Source organism: Streptomyces sp. NPDC097107, from assembly GCF_044762405.1.
Taxonomy (GTDB): Bacteria; Actinomycetota; Actinomycetes; order Streptomycetales; family Streptomycetaceae; genus Streptomyces; species Streptomyces thinghirensis.
The window spans coordinates 183,206-198,198 of record NZ_JBIWEF010000008.1 but is presented as its reverse complement, the minus strand read 5'-3'; the positions used below and the strand labels follow the sequence as shown (position 1 = coordinate 198,198).

The following is a 14,993-nucleotide window of genomic DNA, read 5'->3' as shown; positions in this document are numbered from 1 at the left end:
GGGGCGGGGCCCCCCATCTGGTGGTGGGGGTCCGCCCCGCGGGGGCCGCGGGGGGGGTTTGGGGCGGCCCGCACCTGGTTGGCGGCGTGGGGGGGGGGGGCCCCCCCCCGGGGGGGGCGCCCCACCCCTCTGCACGTCTTGAACGTCTTGCCGTGCCGCCGCTTACGCGCCGACCTTCTGCTTCACCTGCGCCAGCGACGGGTTCGTCAGCGTCGAGCCGTCCGAAAAGAGCACGGTCGGCACCGTCTGGTTTCCGCCATTCGCCTTCTCCACGAACGCGGCGGACTCCGGGTCCTGCTCGATGTTGATCTCGGTGTACGCGATGCCCTCGCGGTCCATCTGGCTCTTCAGCCGACGGCAGTAGCCGCACCACGTGGTGCTGTACATCGTCACAGTGCCCGGCATGTCTATCGCGCTCCTTCGGCGGCTCGGGGATGAGGTCGCAGGGGAGGAACGTCTGTGGAGGCGCCACGATTCCCGATGCTGTTCAGGCGCGTGACGCCTGTCGCATTGATACGACTATCGGTGCCTGCCTGTGGACAACCGACTCACCCGTCTCCCGCGACCTGGCAGCATGGCGGTGTGACAGCAGCAACGCACTCCACCCTCTTCCCGCAGGTACCGGACTCGGCCGACGCGGTGCTCGAAGGGCTCGACCCCGAGCAGCGCGAAGTGGCGACCGCCCTGCGTGGTCCGGTGTGCGTGCTGGCGGGCGCCGGTACCGGCAAGACCCGGGCGATCACCCACCGCATCGCCTACGGCGTACGCGCCGGGATCCTCCAGCCCTCCAGTGTGCTCGCGGTCACCTTCACCAACCGTGCCGCCGGGGAGATGCGCGGCCGACTGCGCCAGCTCGGTGCCGTGGGTGTCCAGGCCCGCACGTTCCACTCGGCGGCGCTGCGCCAGCTCCAGTACTTCTGGCCGAAAGCGATCGGCGGCTCCCTGCCCAGGCTCGTCGACCGCAAGATCCAGCTCGTCGCCGACGCGGCCGCTGCCTGCCGCATCCGCCTCGACCGGGGCGAGCTGCGCGATGCCACCGCCGAGATCGAGTGGTCCAAGGTCACCCAGACCGTCCCCGCCGACTACGCCCTCGCGGCGGCCAAGGCCGGCCGTGAGGCGCCCCGCGACCCGGCCGAGATCGCCCAGCTCTACTCCGCCTACGAGGACCTCAAGCGCGGGCGTGGCGTCATCGACTTCGAGGACGTGCTGCTGCTGACGGTGGCCGTCCTCCAGGACCGTCACGACGTCGCCGAACAGGTCCGCGCCCAGTACCAGCACTTCGTGGTCGACGAGTACCAGGACGTGAGCCCCCTCCAGCAGCGCCTGCTGGAGCTGTGGCTCGGCGACCGCGACGACCTGTGCGTGGTCGGCGACGCCAGCCAGACGATCTATTCGTTCACGGGAGCAACCCCCGACCATCTGCTCGACTTCCGAGAGCGCCACCCCGGCGCCACCGTGGTCAAGCTGGTCCGCGACTACCGATCCACCCCCCAAGTGGTCCACCTCGCCAACGGGCTGCTCGCCCAAGCCCGGGGCCGCGCCGCCGACCACCGTCTGGAGCTGGTCTCCCAGCGTCCCGCGGGCCCCGAGCCCGTCTACACCGAGTACACCGACGAGCCGGCGGAGGCCGAGGGCGCCGCCCGGCGCATCCGTGAGCTCATCGACTCGGGCGTTCCGGCCGCCGAGATCGCGGTCCTGTTCCGCACGAACTCCCAGTCGGAGACCTACGAGCAGGCTCTCGCCGACGCCGGGGCCCCCTACCAGCTGCGCGGTGCGGAGCGCTTCTTCGACCGTCCCGAAGTGCGCAAGGCCGGCAGCTCCCTGCGGGCCGCGGCGCGCTTCGGCGGCAACGACTCCCTCCTCGACGACGCCGTCGACCTGCCCTCCCAGGTGCGTGCGGTGCTGTCGGGGGAGGGATGGACACCGCAGCCCCCGGCCGGGTCGGGCGCCGTCCGCGAGCGCTGGGAGTCACTGGCCGCCCTCGTCAACCTCGCGCAGGACTTCGCCGCCGCGAGAGCGGGCGCCACACTGAGCGACCTGGTGACCGAACTCGACGAGCGTGCGGGCGCCCAGCACGCCCCGACGGTGCAGGGCGTCACCCTCGCCTCCCTGCACTCCGCCAAGGGCCTGGAGTGGGACGTCGTCTTCCTGGTGGGCGTCGCCGAGGGCATGATGCCGATCACCTACGCAAAGACGGATGAGCAGATCGAGGAGGAACGCCGCCTCCTCTACGTCGGCGTCACCCGTGCGCGCGAACGCCTGCACCTGTCTTGGGCACTCGCCCGCTCACCCGGCGGACGTCCCAGCCGCCGTCCCAGCCGCTTCCTGAACGGCTTGCGCCCCGGCTCGGGGACGGCCGGCGGGCGTACGGCCGCGGGCGGGCCCGGAGGCGTGGAGCGTGGCTCCGGGCGCGGCGGCGCCGCGCCCGCCGTCCCGAGGCGGACCCAGCGGACCCCGGCCCGCTGCCGCGTCTGCGGTCGCACGCTCACCGATGCGGGCGAGATGAAGCTGATGCGTTGCGAGGGCTGCCCGTCCGACATGGACGAGGGCGTCTACGAGCGGCTGCGCGAGTGGCGTGCGATCCAGGCGGGGCGCAGCGGGCAGCCCGCGTTCTGCGTCTTCACCGACAAGACGCTGATGGCGATCGCCGAGTCCGTCCCGGAGGACGAGCGCGAGCTGGCACGCATCCCGGGAGTCGGAGCGCGCAAGCTCAACCGCTACGGGGCCGACGTCCTGGCCATCTGCGCAGGCCAGGACGGAGTGGGGTTTGACGAGGACGGCTGATACAAACTCGTCGAGAAAATAGTTTGCGCATGCCCCAGGAATCCCCATAGGTTCTTGGTCACGGGAACAGCGGCCTTCCCGGAGGCCCTGAATCCGTGTTGTACTTGCATATCCGCGGACTGGTTCGTCCCAGTCCCCCGAGACGCCGAGAGGAGGCGAGTCCAGTGATCAGCATCAACACCAGCTCCATCGTCAGCTCCACCGCCAAACTGACCGATCGCTCGGCCGTCTCCCTGTGCATGCTCGGCGTTTCCAACCCGGGCACCGGTCTGTCCGGCATTCGTGCCGTGCGTCCGGCCACCGTCTCCATTGCCCCCGCGGGCCTTCCCGTCCGTGAGCGCAATGAGCGACCGACCAAGGCACTGGAAGCAGCAGTAGAGGCGCAGGCGCAGGCCTATGCCTTTACCGCGACCGGTGCCGGATTCCGGAAGCAGACGACGCAGCACCACCAGATGTGGGCCTTCCGTGGGCCAGAACCCTGGAGTCATCCAGCCTGATCGGCGATCAGGCAGGCGCCTTCAGGGCCGCGGAACCCCACCCGGGATCCGCGGCCCTTCTGTTTGTCCTCGAACGGGGACGGCAGCACGAAGGAGCCTCGGGACAAGAAAAGAACCCGGTACCAAGCCGCCACCCGGCCGACCGGCCGGAACGACCAGACGAGGAAGACCACCCGTGCAACTCGAAGCGCACGCCCCGTCCGTACCGCCTTCCGACACGATCCCCAAGCCCGTCCCCACGGAGGACTCCACCTTGACCCCGCTCACCGCGCTCACCGCGCTCGACGACGCCATCGAGAACCTCGGCGTGCCCGTCCCCTGTCGCTCCTACGACCCGGAAGTCTTCTTCGCCGAGTCGCCGGCGGACGTCGAGTACGCCAAGTCCCTGTGCCGCACCTGCCCGCTGATCGAGGCCTGCCTCGCCGGTGCCAAGGAGCGGCGTGAGCCCTGGGGCGTCTGGGGTGGAGAGCTGTTCGTGCAGGGAGTCGTCGTAGCCCGGAAGCGGCCCCGTGGGCGCCCGCGCAAGAACCCGGTCTCGGCATGAACACCGCAGGAACGATCGACCGCCCCCTCACGTACGACCCCAAGAAGCAGGCCCCGATGAAGCCGTCCACCCACGACATCGCAGGCTCCGCGCCTGAAGACTTCACCACCAGCGACGCGAATGACTCGCGTCAGAACAGGACCCGTGAGATGCAACTCATCCCAGAAGCCCTGGCTCGTGCGCATATGCGCGACCGCCTGCATGAGGCAGAGCGGGAACGCCGGGCCCTGCGTGTGGCGACCGCTCGCCGGTTGCAGCGCCGGGCCGAGCGCGCCTCGCGGCGTGCCCGGCGGGCGCTCGCCATGGCGGTCATGCAGTAACCGAGCACCACCGAAGCGGTAGCCTCCCGGCCCGGAGGCGAAGCTCTCCCGGTAGGGGCCGGTCCGTCCGAACGGACCGGCCCCACGGCGCGTTCAGCCTCGGCGGCTCACGCCTTCGCCGCCGTCTCCTCCGCCTCGTACCCGTCCTCCGCTTCGTACTCGCCGTCCCCCTGCTCGCCTTCCTCCTGGGGGACGAACCCCACCAGCCACTCCTCCAGCTCATCGCGCAGCCGCACCGTTGCTCCCAGCTGGCACAGCACGCCGATGGTGCTCAAGGTCACGCGATGAATCAGCAGGTAGGCCGGCGGCAGGTTGAGCTGCTTGGCCAGTTGGTAGGCGGGGGAGCGGGGATCGCCGATGCGGGCAGCCTGGCTTCGCATCCAGCCACGGGTGAAGGTGAACTCGTCGACCCGGGCCGGTTCGATGATCGGCAGGAGGTAGTCGAGGACGGCGTCGGGGTCGAGCTCTATCGACTCCTTGACGAAACCCTCCGCGCAGAGCATCTCGTAGACGGCGTCCGCCTCGCCGTCCAGCGTCATCCGCAGGGCCGCCCCGATGGGTTCGGGCAGGCCGCCCGGGAGGCGGTCGACCGTGCCGAAGTCCAGGACGCCCAGGCGCCAGTCGTCCTCGCCGTCCGGTCCGCCGGGCAGCAGGCGGAAGTTGCCGGGGTGCGGGTCGGCGTGCAGAAGGCCGGTGCGCGCCGGGCCCGAGAAGAGGAAGTGGGCCAGGAGCTGGCCGGCCCGGTCGCGCTGCTGCGGTGTGCCGTCCGAGATGATCTCCGACAGCGGGATGCCGTCGATCCACTCGGTGACCAGCACCTGGTCGCACTGGTGGACGACGTCCGGCACCACGATGTCCGGGTCGTCCGCGAACTCCTCGGCGTGAGCCCGCTGGGCCTGCGCCTCCAGGTCGTAGTCCAGTTCCTCGGAGACCCGGTCCTTCAGCTCTGTGATCAGCGGCTTGATGTCCATGCCGGGGACCAGCGGGCCGAGCAGGCGGGCGAAGCGGCTGAGCTGGTTCAGGTCGGACAGCAGGGCCTCGCCGGCGCCCGGGTACTGCACCTTGACCGCCACCTCGCGGCCGTCGTGCCACACAGCCCGGTGCACCTGGCCGATCGAGGCGGCCGCGGCGGGCTTGTCCTCGAACTCGAGGAACAGGTCGTGCCAGTCCTCGCCGAGCCGCTCCGCGAGCACGGAGTGCACCGTACGCGTCGGCATCGGCGGTGCGGCCTCCTGCAACTTGGTCAGTGCCGCCCGATAGGGGCCGGCGACCTCCTCGGGCAGCGCCGACTCGAAGACGGACAGGGCCTGTCCGAACTTCATCGCCCCGCCCTTGAGCTCGCCCAGCACCTTGAACAGCTGCTCCGCGGTGCGCTGCTGCAGCTGCTGGCCGACCATCTCCGCGGACTCGCCCACGATTCGCTTGCCGAGCCCCCAGGTCGCCCGCCCGGCGAAGCCGAGCGGGAGCGCGGCGAGCTTGGCGGTCCGGGTGACCGCCTTGCGCGGAAGATCAGACATGCGCCCTCCAAGTCCCAGCCGGCCGCGGCGGTTCTGCCTCATGGCGTGCTTCCGCCGACGGTCCTTGCCCAGCCATTGTCGCGCGCCGCTCCCCATCCCCGGGTGTGTGTTCCTGCTTACCTTTTCCTGCGGCTCCGCACGGGCAAGCGGGATGCGGCCGGACCGGCCGCGTGTGCCACCGCAGACCGGGTAGTGAGACCTCCCAGCGCGCACCGGCGCTCGAAGGCGTGCGGCCGTCCAGGAAGGCGAGCGCGTGGGCCGCCGCGAGCCCGGCGACCGTCGTGGCGAGGGTGAGGTCGCAGGCCCGTACCTGGCGCTGTCGGCCCGAGCGCCACTGCGTCACCAGGCGGGGCCAGGCCGGGTCCCGGTCGGTGCGGTCCGCGTGCAGACAGCCCGCACACCCCGTCTCGCCGGGCAGGACGAGGGGGCCGACGACGCCGGTCCCCTCCACGACGCCGGCGTACAGGTGGGGCGTACCGGAAGCCATGAGCGATTCCGCGGCGGCAGGGTCGGGTGCGTGCACCGCGACGTCGTCGCGCGGCGCGACGATCACCAGGGAGAAGCCCGGTGCGCTCCCCTCGGGCGGCGTCGTGGGACCGCGGCGCGGCGGCCGGCCGGGGGCGGACCGGCGGACCACGCGGCGGGCCGTCTCGTCGCGGCGGTCGCCGACGGACTCGGCGGGCAACCCGCCCGGGGCGACGTCCCACGGCTCGACGCGACCGCCGTCGAGCACGTTGATCTCACCTACGCCCGCGCCCGACAGCAGACCGGCCAGCACCGCGCCCACCCGGCCCGCACCTCTCACCCGCACCCGCAGCGCGCGCCGGGCGGCCAGGTGTCTCATGGCATCCCCCGGTTCGGAGGTGCTCAGGGACAGTGAGGCGAGGTCGGGGCGGAGCCGGTCGAGGACCTCCTTCCTGCCCCGCAGGGCGTCGGCGTCCGGCCCGCCGCCCCGCGAGTCGTCGAGGAGCCCGGCCCGGGCCAGCCCTTCCACCACCCGGTCGACGTGTCCGTCCGGCAGGTCCATGCGCCGCCCCTCCTCGCGCAGGAGCGCCGGCCCGCGGGTGCCGTTGAGCAACTCAAGGAAGCTTCCCGTCGCCGTGTCCACCGGGCCGAGCGTCAGCGCGTGCGCCGGCGTCATCCCGAACTGCACGGTGTTCAGATCGCGCCAGCCGCGCCTGAGCGCGGGCTTCACCATCGGATGCATGCCAGGTCCCCCGTAGGTCTTCGACGGTCTTCCCCGTGTGTCCGGCGGTGGTCGGTCGCGTACCGGTTCCGCGGTCGGTCGCGAATCCGCCGGCGAGTGCCAGCATGCCCGGACGGGCGGCAGGGCGTCGAAAGTTGTCCACAGGCGAGGGGTATTCGTCGTACAAATCAGCCGTCCACCTCAAGGCGGGTGGCGGATCGGCACCGAACCATCGCGGAGCCGGGACTTCCCCGTGTGCAGCGGGTAACGTCGTGGCGTGTCCGCCGACCCACTGCACCGCGCCGGGGCGCCCCAGCGCACACCGACGAATCCGCCGCCGAACGGCTCGGGGGCGAGCGCGATCGAGGTCCGCAGGAGCACCCGGCGACGCCGGACGGTCTCCGCGTACCGCGAGGGCGACCGCACCGTCGTGCTGATCCCCGCCCGGATGTCCGAAGCGGAGGAGCAACGCTGGGTGAGCGTCATGCTGGACAAGCTGGCCGCCCAGGAGAGCAAGCGGGTCCTCGGCGACACTGAGCTGGCCGAGCGCGCGGAGCGCCTGTCGGGTCAGTACTTCGACGGCCGGGCCCGGCCCACCTCGGTCCGCTGGGTCACCAACCAGAACACGCGCTGGGGCTCCTGCACCCCGTCCGAGGGAAGCATCCGGCTGTCGCACCGTCTCCAGGGCATGCCCGAGTACGTCGTCGACTACGTCCTTCTCCACGAACTGGCGCACCTGCTCGTCCCCGGGCACGGGCCACGGTTCTGGCGGCTGCTGGAGGCGTATCCGAGGACCGAGCGGGCCCGCGGCTACCTGGAGGGCGTGGTCGCCGCCGACCGGCTGCCGCACGTACCCGGCGCTCGCAGCGAATAGCGTGCCCCCTCGAGAGTGCTCCGGCGGGGCGTTCGACACGGCCGCGCACGGGTTCTGTACCGGCTCGGTACCGACTTCCTCCCGTGTCCCGGGTTGCCGTTAGCCTGGCGCGACGCACTCGCATTCGGATGGGGGACGGTCGTAACGCATGGCCAGGGAATTCCAACGCGGCCACAAGGCCAGGATCAGTGACCTCACCGCGGGCACGGATCTGTACGTAGGCGTGCAGATCTCCGGCCCCGGACTGAGCTTCGACATCAGCTGCTTCGGTCTTGACGCCGACGAGCGGCTGTCGGACGACCGGTTCTTCGTATTCTTCAATCAACCGAAGACCCCCGAGGAGTCCATCCAGCTCCTGGGTGCGCAGGCGGGTGACACGGAGTCCTTCCGGGTCACCCTCGACAGGATCCCGCCACAGGTACAGAAGCTGTCCTTCACGGCGACGATCGACGGCGCCGGACAGATGTCGCAGGTCGGCCCCGGATACATCCGGATCGTCGCGGGCGGCGAGGAGGTGGCCCGGTATCCGTTCAGCGGCTCGGAGTTCTCCACCGAGCGCGCCGTGATGCTGGGCGACTTCTATCTGAAGGACGTGTGGCGTTTCGCCGCCGTCGGACAGGGCTTCGACGGCGGGCTGGACGCGCTGCTGAGGAACTTCGGCGGCGAGGTGGCCGAGGAGGAGGCGCCCGAGCCGCAGCAGCCGCAGGCCGGCGCCGCCCCGGGCTTCGCTCCGCCCGCCCAGGCCTCGGCGCCGCCGGCGTTCGGCGCGCCCGCCCACGCCCCGGCCCCTGCTCCCGCGCAGCCCGCGCCGCAGGGCTTCGCCCCTCCGCCCGGCGCCACGCCGCCCGCGGCCCCCGCTCCGGCTCCCGGGCCCGACGTGCACGCCGCGCAGACCATCGTCGCGCCCATGAACACGCCGCCCGGCGGTTCCGCGGTGCCGCCCCCTGCCCCGGCGCCCGCGCCGTACGGCCGGCCGGGCCAGCCCGGGCAGCAGCAGCCGCCGTACGGTCAGGTCCCCGGCCAGAGTGCCCCGCCGCCTCCCGGTTACGGCCAGCCGCAGGCCCCCCAGGCCCCGGCTCCGCCTCCCGGTTACGGCCAGCCCGCTCCGCCCCCCGGCTACGGCCAGCAGGCCCCGCAGGGCATGCCTCAGGCCCCGCAGGGCATGCCCCAGGGCGCGCCGCATGGCGCCGGGGTGATGGCCGCGCTCCAGCAGTTCAAGGAGACGGCGACCGGGCAGCGCTGGACCCAGCAGAACAAGAAGCTGGTCCGCGTCGACCTCGGCGCGGAAGGCCACCCCGTGCTGGCCCGGCAGGGCAGCATGGTGCTCTACCAGGGCAAGGTCGATTTCAGCTACAAGGGTGCCGGGTTCGCCGGCCGGGTCGTGGGCAACGCCACCGGCCAGGAGATGCAGCTCATGCGCTGCACCGGCAAGGGACAGGTGTTCCTCGCCGACAACTCCGCGATGCTGCACCCCATCGAGCTCCAGGGCGACGCCGTCTGCGTCTCCGCGGAGAACGTCCTCGCCTTCGACGAGAGCCTTCAGTACGAGGTCCGCCGCATCGAGGGACACGGCATACCCGGGGGCGCGCTGTTCACGATGCAGTTCCAGGGCACCGGCACGATCGTCGTCAAGACGCACGGCGTGCCCGTGGTGCTGCCGGTCACGCCCACCACGTTCGCCGACTGCAACGCCGTCGTCGCCTGGTCGGCAGCCGCCCAGGTGGTCGTCTCCAGCCAGGTGCGGATGCGCCGGAACTCCTACGCGGGCGACACGGGGGAGAGCGTCAACCTGCAGTTCCGGGCGGCGCCCGGCAACTTCGTCATCGTCCAGCCGTACGAGATCTGAGGGAGAGCCCGACATGAACCAGCCGCTCGCGGGCTACGCCCCCGCACCGGTCACCGCACGCATGGAGAACCACGGCAACCACATGCTGAAGGTCGCCATGCAGACCGGGAACGACCTCCTCGCGCGCGTGGGCTCGATGGTCGCCTACGAGGGCTTCGTGCAGTACGAGCCCAATCCGCCTGCCGTCCGCCAGATCGCGAAGGACTGGATGACGGGCGAGGGCGCCCCCCTGATGAAGTGCTCCGGCGACGGGCTGCTCTACCTCGCCGACTACGGTGCGAACGTCGTCGTCATCAACCTCAACGGCGACGGCATCTCCGTCAACGCCACCAACCTGCTCGCCTTCGACGCACAGCTCACGTGGGGCGTGGAGCGGGTCAAGGGCCTGGCGAAGTTCGCCGGACAGGGTCTGTGGAACACCAGGATCTCCGGTCAGGGCTGGGTCGCGCTCACCTCCCGGGGCAAGCCGATCGTGGTCGACTGCGGCGGTGGCGAGGACGAAACGTACGTCGACCCGGACGCGCTCGTCGCCTGGTCCCCGAACCTCAAGGTGAAGGGCAAGCGCAGCTTCAAGGCGCAGTCGCTGATCGGCCGCGGCAGCGGCGAGGCCTACCAGATGGCCTTCTCCGGTCAGGGCATCGTCGTCGTCCAGCCCAGCGAGGACAGCACCGACCGCCTCCGGGCCCGGGGCTAGGGGGAGCCAGAACATCATGCAGAGCCCGCTTTTCGCCTACAACGACCAGCAGACCCAGGAAGCCTGGAGCCTGCAGAACAAGCACATGCTGCGCGTCGCCCTGGAGGGCCACGACGACGTGCTCGCCCGCAAGGGCACGATGGTCGCCTACCAGGGACTCGTCGAGTTCGACGCCGAGTACCAGAGCAACAACCAGTCACGCGCGCGAGCGCACACCGGTGAGGGCCTGGACCTGATGCGCTGCCACGGGCAGGGCACGGTCTTCTTCGCCAACCTCGCCCAGTGCATCCACGTGATGGAGGTCGACCAGGAGGGCCTCACCGTCGACAGCAGCTACGTGCTGGCGATGGACTCGTCCCTGCACCACGAGGTCATCGCGGTCGACAGCCTGTACGGCATCTCCGGCTCGGGGAAGTACCAGCTCAACATCACCGGCCGGGGCAGGGTCGCCCTGATGACCTCGGGTGCCCCGCTGCTGATGCAGGTGACGCCCGACAAGTACGTCAACTGCGACGCCGACGCGATCGTCGCCTGGTCCACGGGTCTGCGCGTGCAGATGCAGGCCCAGACGCACTCCTCCGGAGTGTGGCGGCGCCGCGGCAGCACCGGTGAGGGCTGGGAGCTCAGCTTCATGGGCAGCGGCTTCGCGCTCGTCCAGCCCAGCGAGTTGCTGCCGCCGCAGAACGCCCAGCTCGGGCAGGGGATCGCCGCGCAGTACGGCATGGGCCAGCAGGGCGCCCGCGGCCAGAACCAGGGCAACGTCTGGAGCTGAGCGCGCGGCGCCGTGTCGCACGGCGTGTAAGGGGTGATCGCGAGGGCGGTCACCCCTTACCCGGTTCAGAGGCGGGCGAGGGCGGCCTCCAGCAGGCGTACGACCGACTCGTCTGCCACGTCCGCGACCTCGGCGTACGGGAACCAGCGCAGGTCGAGGGACTCGTCACTGATCGCCTCCACGGCCCCTTCCGGAGCCACCGCCGCGTACTGGACGTCCAGGTGCCAGGCGCAGGGCGTGTGGTGGCGGTCCAGCCGCACCGGGCCGCCGGGGACCAGGGCCAGACCGGTGATGCCGGACTCCTCGGTCCCCTCGCGCAGGGCAGCCTTCGCCAGCGTCTCGTCGACCGGCTCGCAGTGGCCGCCCATCTGCAACCACATCCGCATCTTCTTGTGGAGGGTCAGCAGGACCCGCCCGCGCGACGGGTCGATCACCAGGGCGCTCGCCGTGATGTGCCCGTCCGGGCAGGCCTTCCACATGCCGTCCGGGTGACTCGCGAGGTGGTCCAGGTAGACCTGGCGCAGCTCGTCCTGGCCCTCGTACGCCTTCAGGACCAGGACCGCGTCGTCATGGAGGCTCACTCGGTGCCTTCGCCCTTGCCGTCGGCGTCGTCCCGGCCCTTCTCGTCCTTCTCGTCCTTCTCGTCCTTCTTCTTCAGGTCGGGCTTGCCGGCCGCCTCGCCGAGCATCTTGTCCAGCTCGGAGAAGTCCAGCTGCTCGCGGTGGACAAAACCGTCCGGGTCGTCCAGGTCGATCGCGGTCGGCAGCATGTCCGGGTGGGCCCACAGGCCGTCCCGGCCGTCGACACCGCGCGCGTCCGTCAGGGACGCCCACAGACGGGAGGCGTCGCGCAGGCGGCGCGGGCGCAGCTCCAGGCCGATCAGCGTGGCGAAGGTCTGCTCCGCCGGTCCGCCCGAGGCGCGACGGCGGCGCAGCGTCTCGCGCAACGCGTCGGCGGAGGACAGGCGCGGCTTCGCGGCGGCGTGCACCACCGCGTCCACCCAGCCCTCGACGAGCGCCAGAGCCGTCTCCAGACGGGCCAGGGCCGCCTTCTGCTCCGGGGTGTCCTCCGGCTGGAACATGCCCTGCTGGAGAGCCTCCTGCAGCTGCTCGGGATTCTGCGGGTCGAACTGGCCGACCACGTCCTCCAGCTTGGCCGTGTCGACCTTGATCCCGCGGGCATAGCCGTCGACCGCGCCGAACAGGTGCGCGCGCAGCCACGGCACGTGCGCGAAGAGGCGCTGGTGGGCGGCCTCGCGCAGGGCGAGGTACAGCCGCACCTCCTCCTGCGACACGCCGAGGTCCTTGCCGAACGCCTCGATGTTCACCGGGAGCAGCGCGGCCTTGCCGGCCGGGCCGAGCGGCAGGCCCACGTCGGTCGAGCCGACGACCTCGCCGGCGAGCACGCCGACGGCCTGTCCGATCTGCGTGCCGAACATGGCTCCGCCCATGGACCGCATCATGCCGATCAGCGGGCCGGCCATGGCCTGCATCTCCTCGGGCAGCACGTCGCCCATGGCGGTGCCGACGCGCTCGGCGACCGGGTCGACCAGCTCCCGCCAGGCGGGCAGGGTCGCCTCGACCCACTCCGCGCGGCTCCAGGCCACGGCCGTGCCCGCGCCGGAGGGCAGGGCGGTCGCGTCGTCCAGCCACAGGTCGGCCAGGCGGACGGCCTCCTGGACGGCATTGCGCTCGGCGGGGCCGACGCTGGCGTCCTTCGTGCCGTCCGGCGTGCCCTGGGAGACCGTCTGGCGGGCGATCTGCTTGGCCATGTCCCAGTTCACCGGCCCGCCCTCGTAGGAGAGCATCTGGCCCAGCTGCTGGAACGCGGCGCCCAGGTCGTTGGGGTTCATGGAACCGAACATGGCAGCGAACGGGTTGTCCGCACCGGGGCCGCCGAAGCCTCCGGCTCCGGGCGTCCCGAATCCGAACGGGTTGGCCGGTCCCTGACCACCGCCGCCCTGCTGGTCCTTCTTCTTGCCTTCGTCGCCGTCGTCCGGCTCCTCCGGCGGAAGGCCGAATCCGAATGGGGTGTCACTCACGGGGTTCCTCGGCTGGTAGGGCCGCCGGTTCTTTCCGGCGGCACGGCTGCCCGACTTCACCACCCAGCGTAGACACCCGGGGCGGTTCGGGCCTCGGTGCTTCGCCGACTGACGGCCTGCGGCAGGATGGATGCCACCTGGTACGTACGCGTCGCTCGCGCCCGTACTGAAGACAACCGCTGGAGACGCCCGGTGAGTTCCCCAGATCCGCAGGTTCGCGCAGCGCGAAACCAGTCAACCAGTTCCGCCCGTTCAGGCGCGCGCGGACCCGTCGTCGCGGTCACCGGTGCCGCGTCCGGCGTAGGGGCGCTGCTCACCGAGCGGCTCGCCGCGTCCGACGAGGTCAGACAGGTCGTGGCCATCGACGAACGGCGCGGTGAGTGCGCCGCGGCGCAGTGGCAGATCCTGGACGTGCGGGACCCGGCCATCGCCGAGAAACTGCGTGGTGCGGACGTCGTGGTGCACCTGGCGCTCGACCTCGATCTGGAGACCGACGCGGCCGCCCGGACGGCTTACAACGTCCGGGGGACGCAGACCGTTCTGACCGCCGCCGCGGCGGCCGGCGTGCACCGCGTCGTGCTCTGTACCTCCGCGATGGTCTACGGCGCCCTTCCGGAGAACGAGCTGCCGCTGTCCGAGGACGCCGAGCTGCGCGCCACGGCCGAGGCCACGGGGGTCGGGGACCTGCTGGAGATCGAACGGCTCGCCCGGCGCGCGCCCCGCGCGCACCCCGGACTCAACGTGACCGTCGTCCGGCCCGCGGTGCTGATCGGAGGCATGGACACCGCGCTGACCAGGTACTTCGAGTCGCCCCGGCTACTGGTCGTGGCCGGGTCGCGGCCGGCCTGGCAGTTCTGTCACGTCGACGATCTGTGCAGCGCCCTGGAGTACGCCGTTCTGGAGAAGGCCGAGGGGGAACTGGCCGTCGGCTGCGACGGGTGGCTGGAGCAGGAGGAGGTCGAGGAGCTCAGCGGGATCCGGCGGATGGAGCTGCCGTCGGCGGTCGCGCTCGGCGCGGCGGCCCGGCTGCACCGAATCGGGCTGACGCCGTCCCCGGCCGGGGACCTGGCGTACACGATGTACCCCTGGGTGGTGAGCGGCAGCCGGCTGCACGACGCCGGATGGCGGCCGAAGTACACCAACGAGGAGGTGCTCGCGGAGCTGCTGGAGGAGGTCTCCGGGCGGCACACGGTCGCCGGGCGGCGCCTCGGCCGCAAGGACGCGACGGCGGCGGGAGCCGCGGGCGCGACGGTGGCGCTGCTGGGCGCGGCCGCTGTGGTGCGCCGGGCCCGCAAGGCGCGGCGCAGGATCTGACGCGGGCGCCGTGGCGGCACCGGGACTCCTGCGCCGTACCGACCGCCACGGGTCCCTGTAGGAGGCTCCAAAGCGCTACGCGCGCGTGCCGGGTGATAGCGCTATTCCGCGCCGTCCGTGCCGTGGGGCACGATGGGCGTATGGCAACCACCAACGACCACCCCGGTGAGCTGGCCGCGCCGGACCCCGTCAGGCTGATCGGCATCCGGGAGACGCCCCTGTCCGTGGACGAGGTCTTCCGGGCCGTCGGGGACGACGCGGCCGGCGGGACCGCGCTGTTCGTGGGGACGGTGCGCAACCACGACGACGGGACCGACGTCGACCGGCTCGGGTACTCCTGCCATCCCAGCGCCGAGGCCGAGATGCGGCGGATCGCCGAGAAGGTCGTCGCGGAGTACCCCGTACGGGCGCTCGCGGCGGTACACCGTGTGGGTGACCTGGAGGTCGGGGATCTCGCCGTGGTCGTCGCCGTGTCCTGCCCGCACCGGGGCGAGGCCTTCGACGCCTGCCGGAAGCTGATCGACGACCTGAAGCACGAAGTGCCGATCTGGAAGCACCAGACCTTCTCCGACGGGACCGAGGAATGGGTGGGCGCCTGCTGAAG

15 protein-coding genes are annotated in these 14,993 nt (G+C 71.6%); 10 read left to right on the top strand and 5 right to left on the bottom strand.

The features are described 5' to 3' along the window. Nucleotides 1-162: 162 nt before the first annotated feature. Nucleotides 163-405 (bottom strand): mycoredoxin, encoded by a 243-nt coding sequence (locus ACIQ1J_RS20760; RefSeq protein WP_403558542.1) that lies wholly within the window; start codon nucleotides 403-405, stop codon nucleotides 163-165. 177 nt (nucleotides 406-582) lie between these two features. Here ACIQ1J_RS20760 and ACIQ1J_RS20755 point away from each other — a divergent pair, with 177 nt between their 5' ends. The 4 genes from ACIQ1J_RS20755 (at nucleotide 583) to ACIQ1J_RS20740 (ending at nucleotide 4,145) form a co-directional block, all read left to right on the top strand. Beyond that, the gene (locus ACIQ1J_RS20755) at nucleotides 583-2,784 is read left to right on the top strand and encodes an ATP-dependent DNA helicase UvrD2 (protein ID WP_403558540.1); all 2,202 of its coding nucleotides are present in this window, start codon (nucleotides 583-585) and stop codon (nucleotides 2,782-2,784) included. 164 nt (nucleotides 2,785-2,948) lie between these two features. Further along, nucleotides 2,949-3,281: a hypothetical protein gene (locus ACIQ1J_RS20750; protein WP_403558538.1), complete on the top strand. Its 333-nt coding sequence runs from the start codon at nucleotides 2,949-2,951 to the stop codon at nucleotides 3,279-3,281. A 175-nt stretch (nucleotides 3,282-3,456) separates the two neighbouring features. Continuing rightward, nucleotides 3,457-3,825 (top strand): WhiB family transcriptional regulator, encoded by a 369-nt coding sequence (locus tag ACIQ1J_RS20745; protein ID WP_055417960.1) that lies wholly within the window; start codon nucleotides 3,457-3,459, stop codon nucleotides 3,823-3,825. Continuing rightward, a complete protein-coding gene (locus ACIQ1J_RS20740) occupies nucleotides 3,822-4,145 on the top strand; it encodes a hypothetical protein (RefSeq protein WP_403558536.1) in 324 nt (107 codons plus the stop codon). The genes ACIQ1J_RS20745 and ACIQ1J_RS20740 overlap by 4 nt, the downstream gene beginning before the upstream one ends. Nucleotides 4,146-4,252: 107 nt before the next feature. Here ACIQ1J_RS20740 and ACIQ1J_RS20735 read toward each other — a convergent pair whose 3' ends face one another. Together ACIQ1J_RS20735 and ACIQ1J_RS20730 are read right to left on the bottom strand one after the other, a co-directional pair. Continuing rightward, nucleotides 4,253-5,662 carry an ABC1 kinase family protein gene (locus ACIQ1J_RS20735; RefSeq protein WP_403558534.1) on the bottom strand — a complete coding sequence of 470 codons (1,410 nt, stop codon included), beginning with the start codon at nucleotides 5,660-5,662 and terminating at the stop codon, nucleotides 4,253-4,255. Beyond that, nucleotides 5,655-6,869, bottom strand: coding sequence for a TOMM precursor leader peptide-binding protein (locus tag ACIQ1J_RS20730; RefSeq protein ID WP_403558532.1), 1,215 nt, complete (start codon nucleotides 6,867-6,869; stop codon nucleotides 5,655-5,657). The genes ACIQ1J_RS20735 and ACIQ1J_RS20730 overlap by 8 nt, the downstream gene beginning before the upstream one ends. A gap of 256 nt (nucleotides 6,870-7,125) precedes the next feature. Here ACIQ1J_RS20730 and ACIQ1J_RS20725 point away from each other — a divergent pair, with 256 nt between their 5' ends. The 4 genes from ACIQ1J_RS20725 (at nucleotide 7,126) to ACIQ1J_RS20710 (ending at nucleotide 11,034) form a co-directional block, all read left to right on the top strand. Then, complete coding sequence (locus ACIQ1J_RS20725) at nucleotides 7,126-7,722, top strand: M48 family metallopeptidase (RefSeq protein WP_210960571.1); 597 nt, start codon at nucleotides 7,126-7,128, stop codon at nucleotides 7,720-7,722. A gap of 148 nt (nucleotides 7,723-7,870) precedes the next feature. Then, the gene (locus tag ACIQ1J_RS20720) at nucleotides 7,871-9,568 is read left to right on the top strand and encodes a TerD family protein (RefSeq protein ID WP_403558530.1); all 1,698 of its coding nucleotides are present in this window, start codon (nucleotides 7,871-7,873) and stop codon (nucleotides 9,566-9,568) included. Between the two features lie 13 nt (nucleotides 9,569-9,581). Beyond that, nucleotides 9,582-10,262, top strand: a complete 681-nt coding sequence (locus tag ACIQ1J_RS20715) for an AIM24 family protein (protein WP_403558528.1) — start codon at nucleotides 9,582-9,584, stop codon at nucleotides 10,260-10,262. Nucleotides 10,263-10,278: 16 nt separating this feature from the next. Continuing rightward, nucleotides 10,279-11,034, top strand: a complete 756-nt coding sequence (locus ACIQ1J_RS20710) for an AIM24 family protein (RefSeq protein WP_210960568.1) — start codon at nucleotides 10,279-10,281, stop codon at nucleotides 11,032-11,034. Nucleotides 11,035-11,099: 65 nt separating this feature from the next. Here ACIQ1J_RS20710 and ACIQ1J_RS20705 read toward each other — a convergent pair whose 3' ends face one another. Beyond that, the gene (locus tag ACIQ1J_RS20705; RefSeq protein ID WP_403558525.1) at nucleotides 11,100-11,615 is read right to left on the bottom strand and encodes an NUDIX hydrolase; all 516 of its coding nucleotides are present in this window, start codon (nucleotides 11,613-11,615) and stop codon (nucleotides 11,100-11,102) included. Beyond that, the gene (locus tag ACIQ1J_RS20700) at nucleotides 11,612-13,075 is read right to left on the bottom strand and encodes a zinc-dependent metalloprotease (RefSeq protein ID WP_403558523.1); all 1,464 of its coding nucleotides are present in this window, start codon (nucleotides 13,073-13,075) and stop codon (nucleotides 11,612-11,614) included. The genes ACIQ1J_RS20705 and ACIQ1J_RS20700 overlap by 4 nt, the downstream gene beginning before the upstream one ends. A gap of 192 nt (nucleotides 13,076-13,267) precedes the next feature. On the opposite strand from ACIQ1J_RS20700, the gene ACIQ1J_RS20695 reads away from it, so the two are divergent. Both ACIQ1J_RS20695 and ACIQ1J_RS20690 read left to right on the top strand, forming a co-directional pair. Beyond that, nucleotides 13,268-14,389, top strand: a complete 1,122-nt coding sequence (locus ACIQ1J_RS20695; protein ID WP_210960565.1) for an SDR family oxidoreductase — start codon at nucleotides 13,268-13,270, stop codon at nucleotides 14,387-14,389. 140 nt (nucleotides 14,390-14,529) lie between these two features. Next, nucleotides 14,530-14,991 carry a molybdenum cofactor biosynthesis protein MoaE gene (locus ACIQ1J_RS20690; RefSeq protein ID WP_403558521.1) on the top strand — a complete coding sequence of 154 codons (462 nt, stop codon included), beginning with the start codon at nucleotides 14,530-14,532 and terminating at the stop codon, nucleotides 14,989-14,991. Nucleotides 14,992-14,993 lie beyond the last annotated feature (2 nt).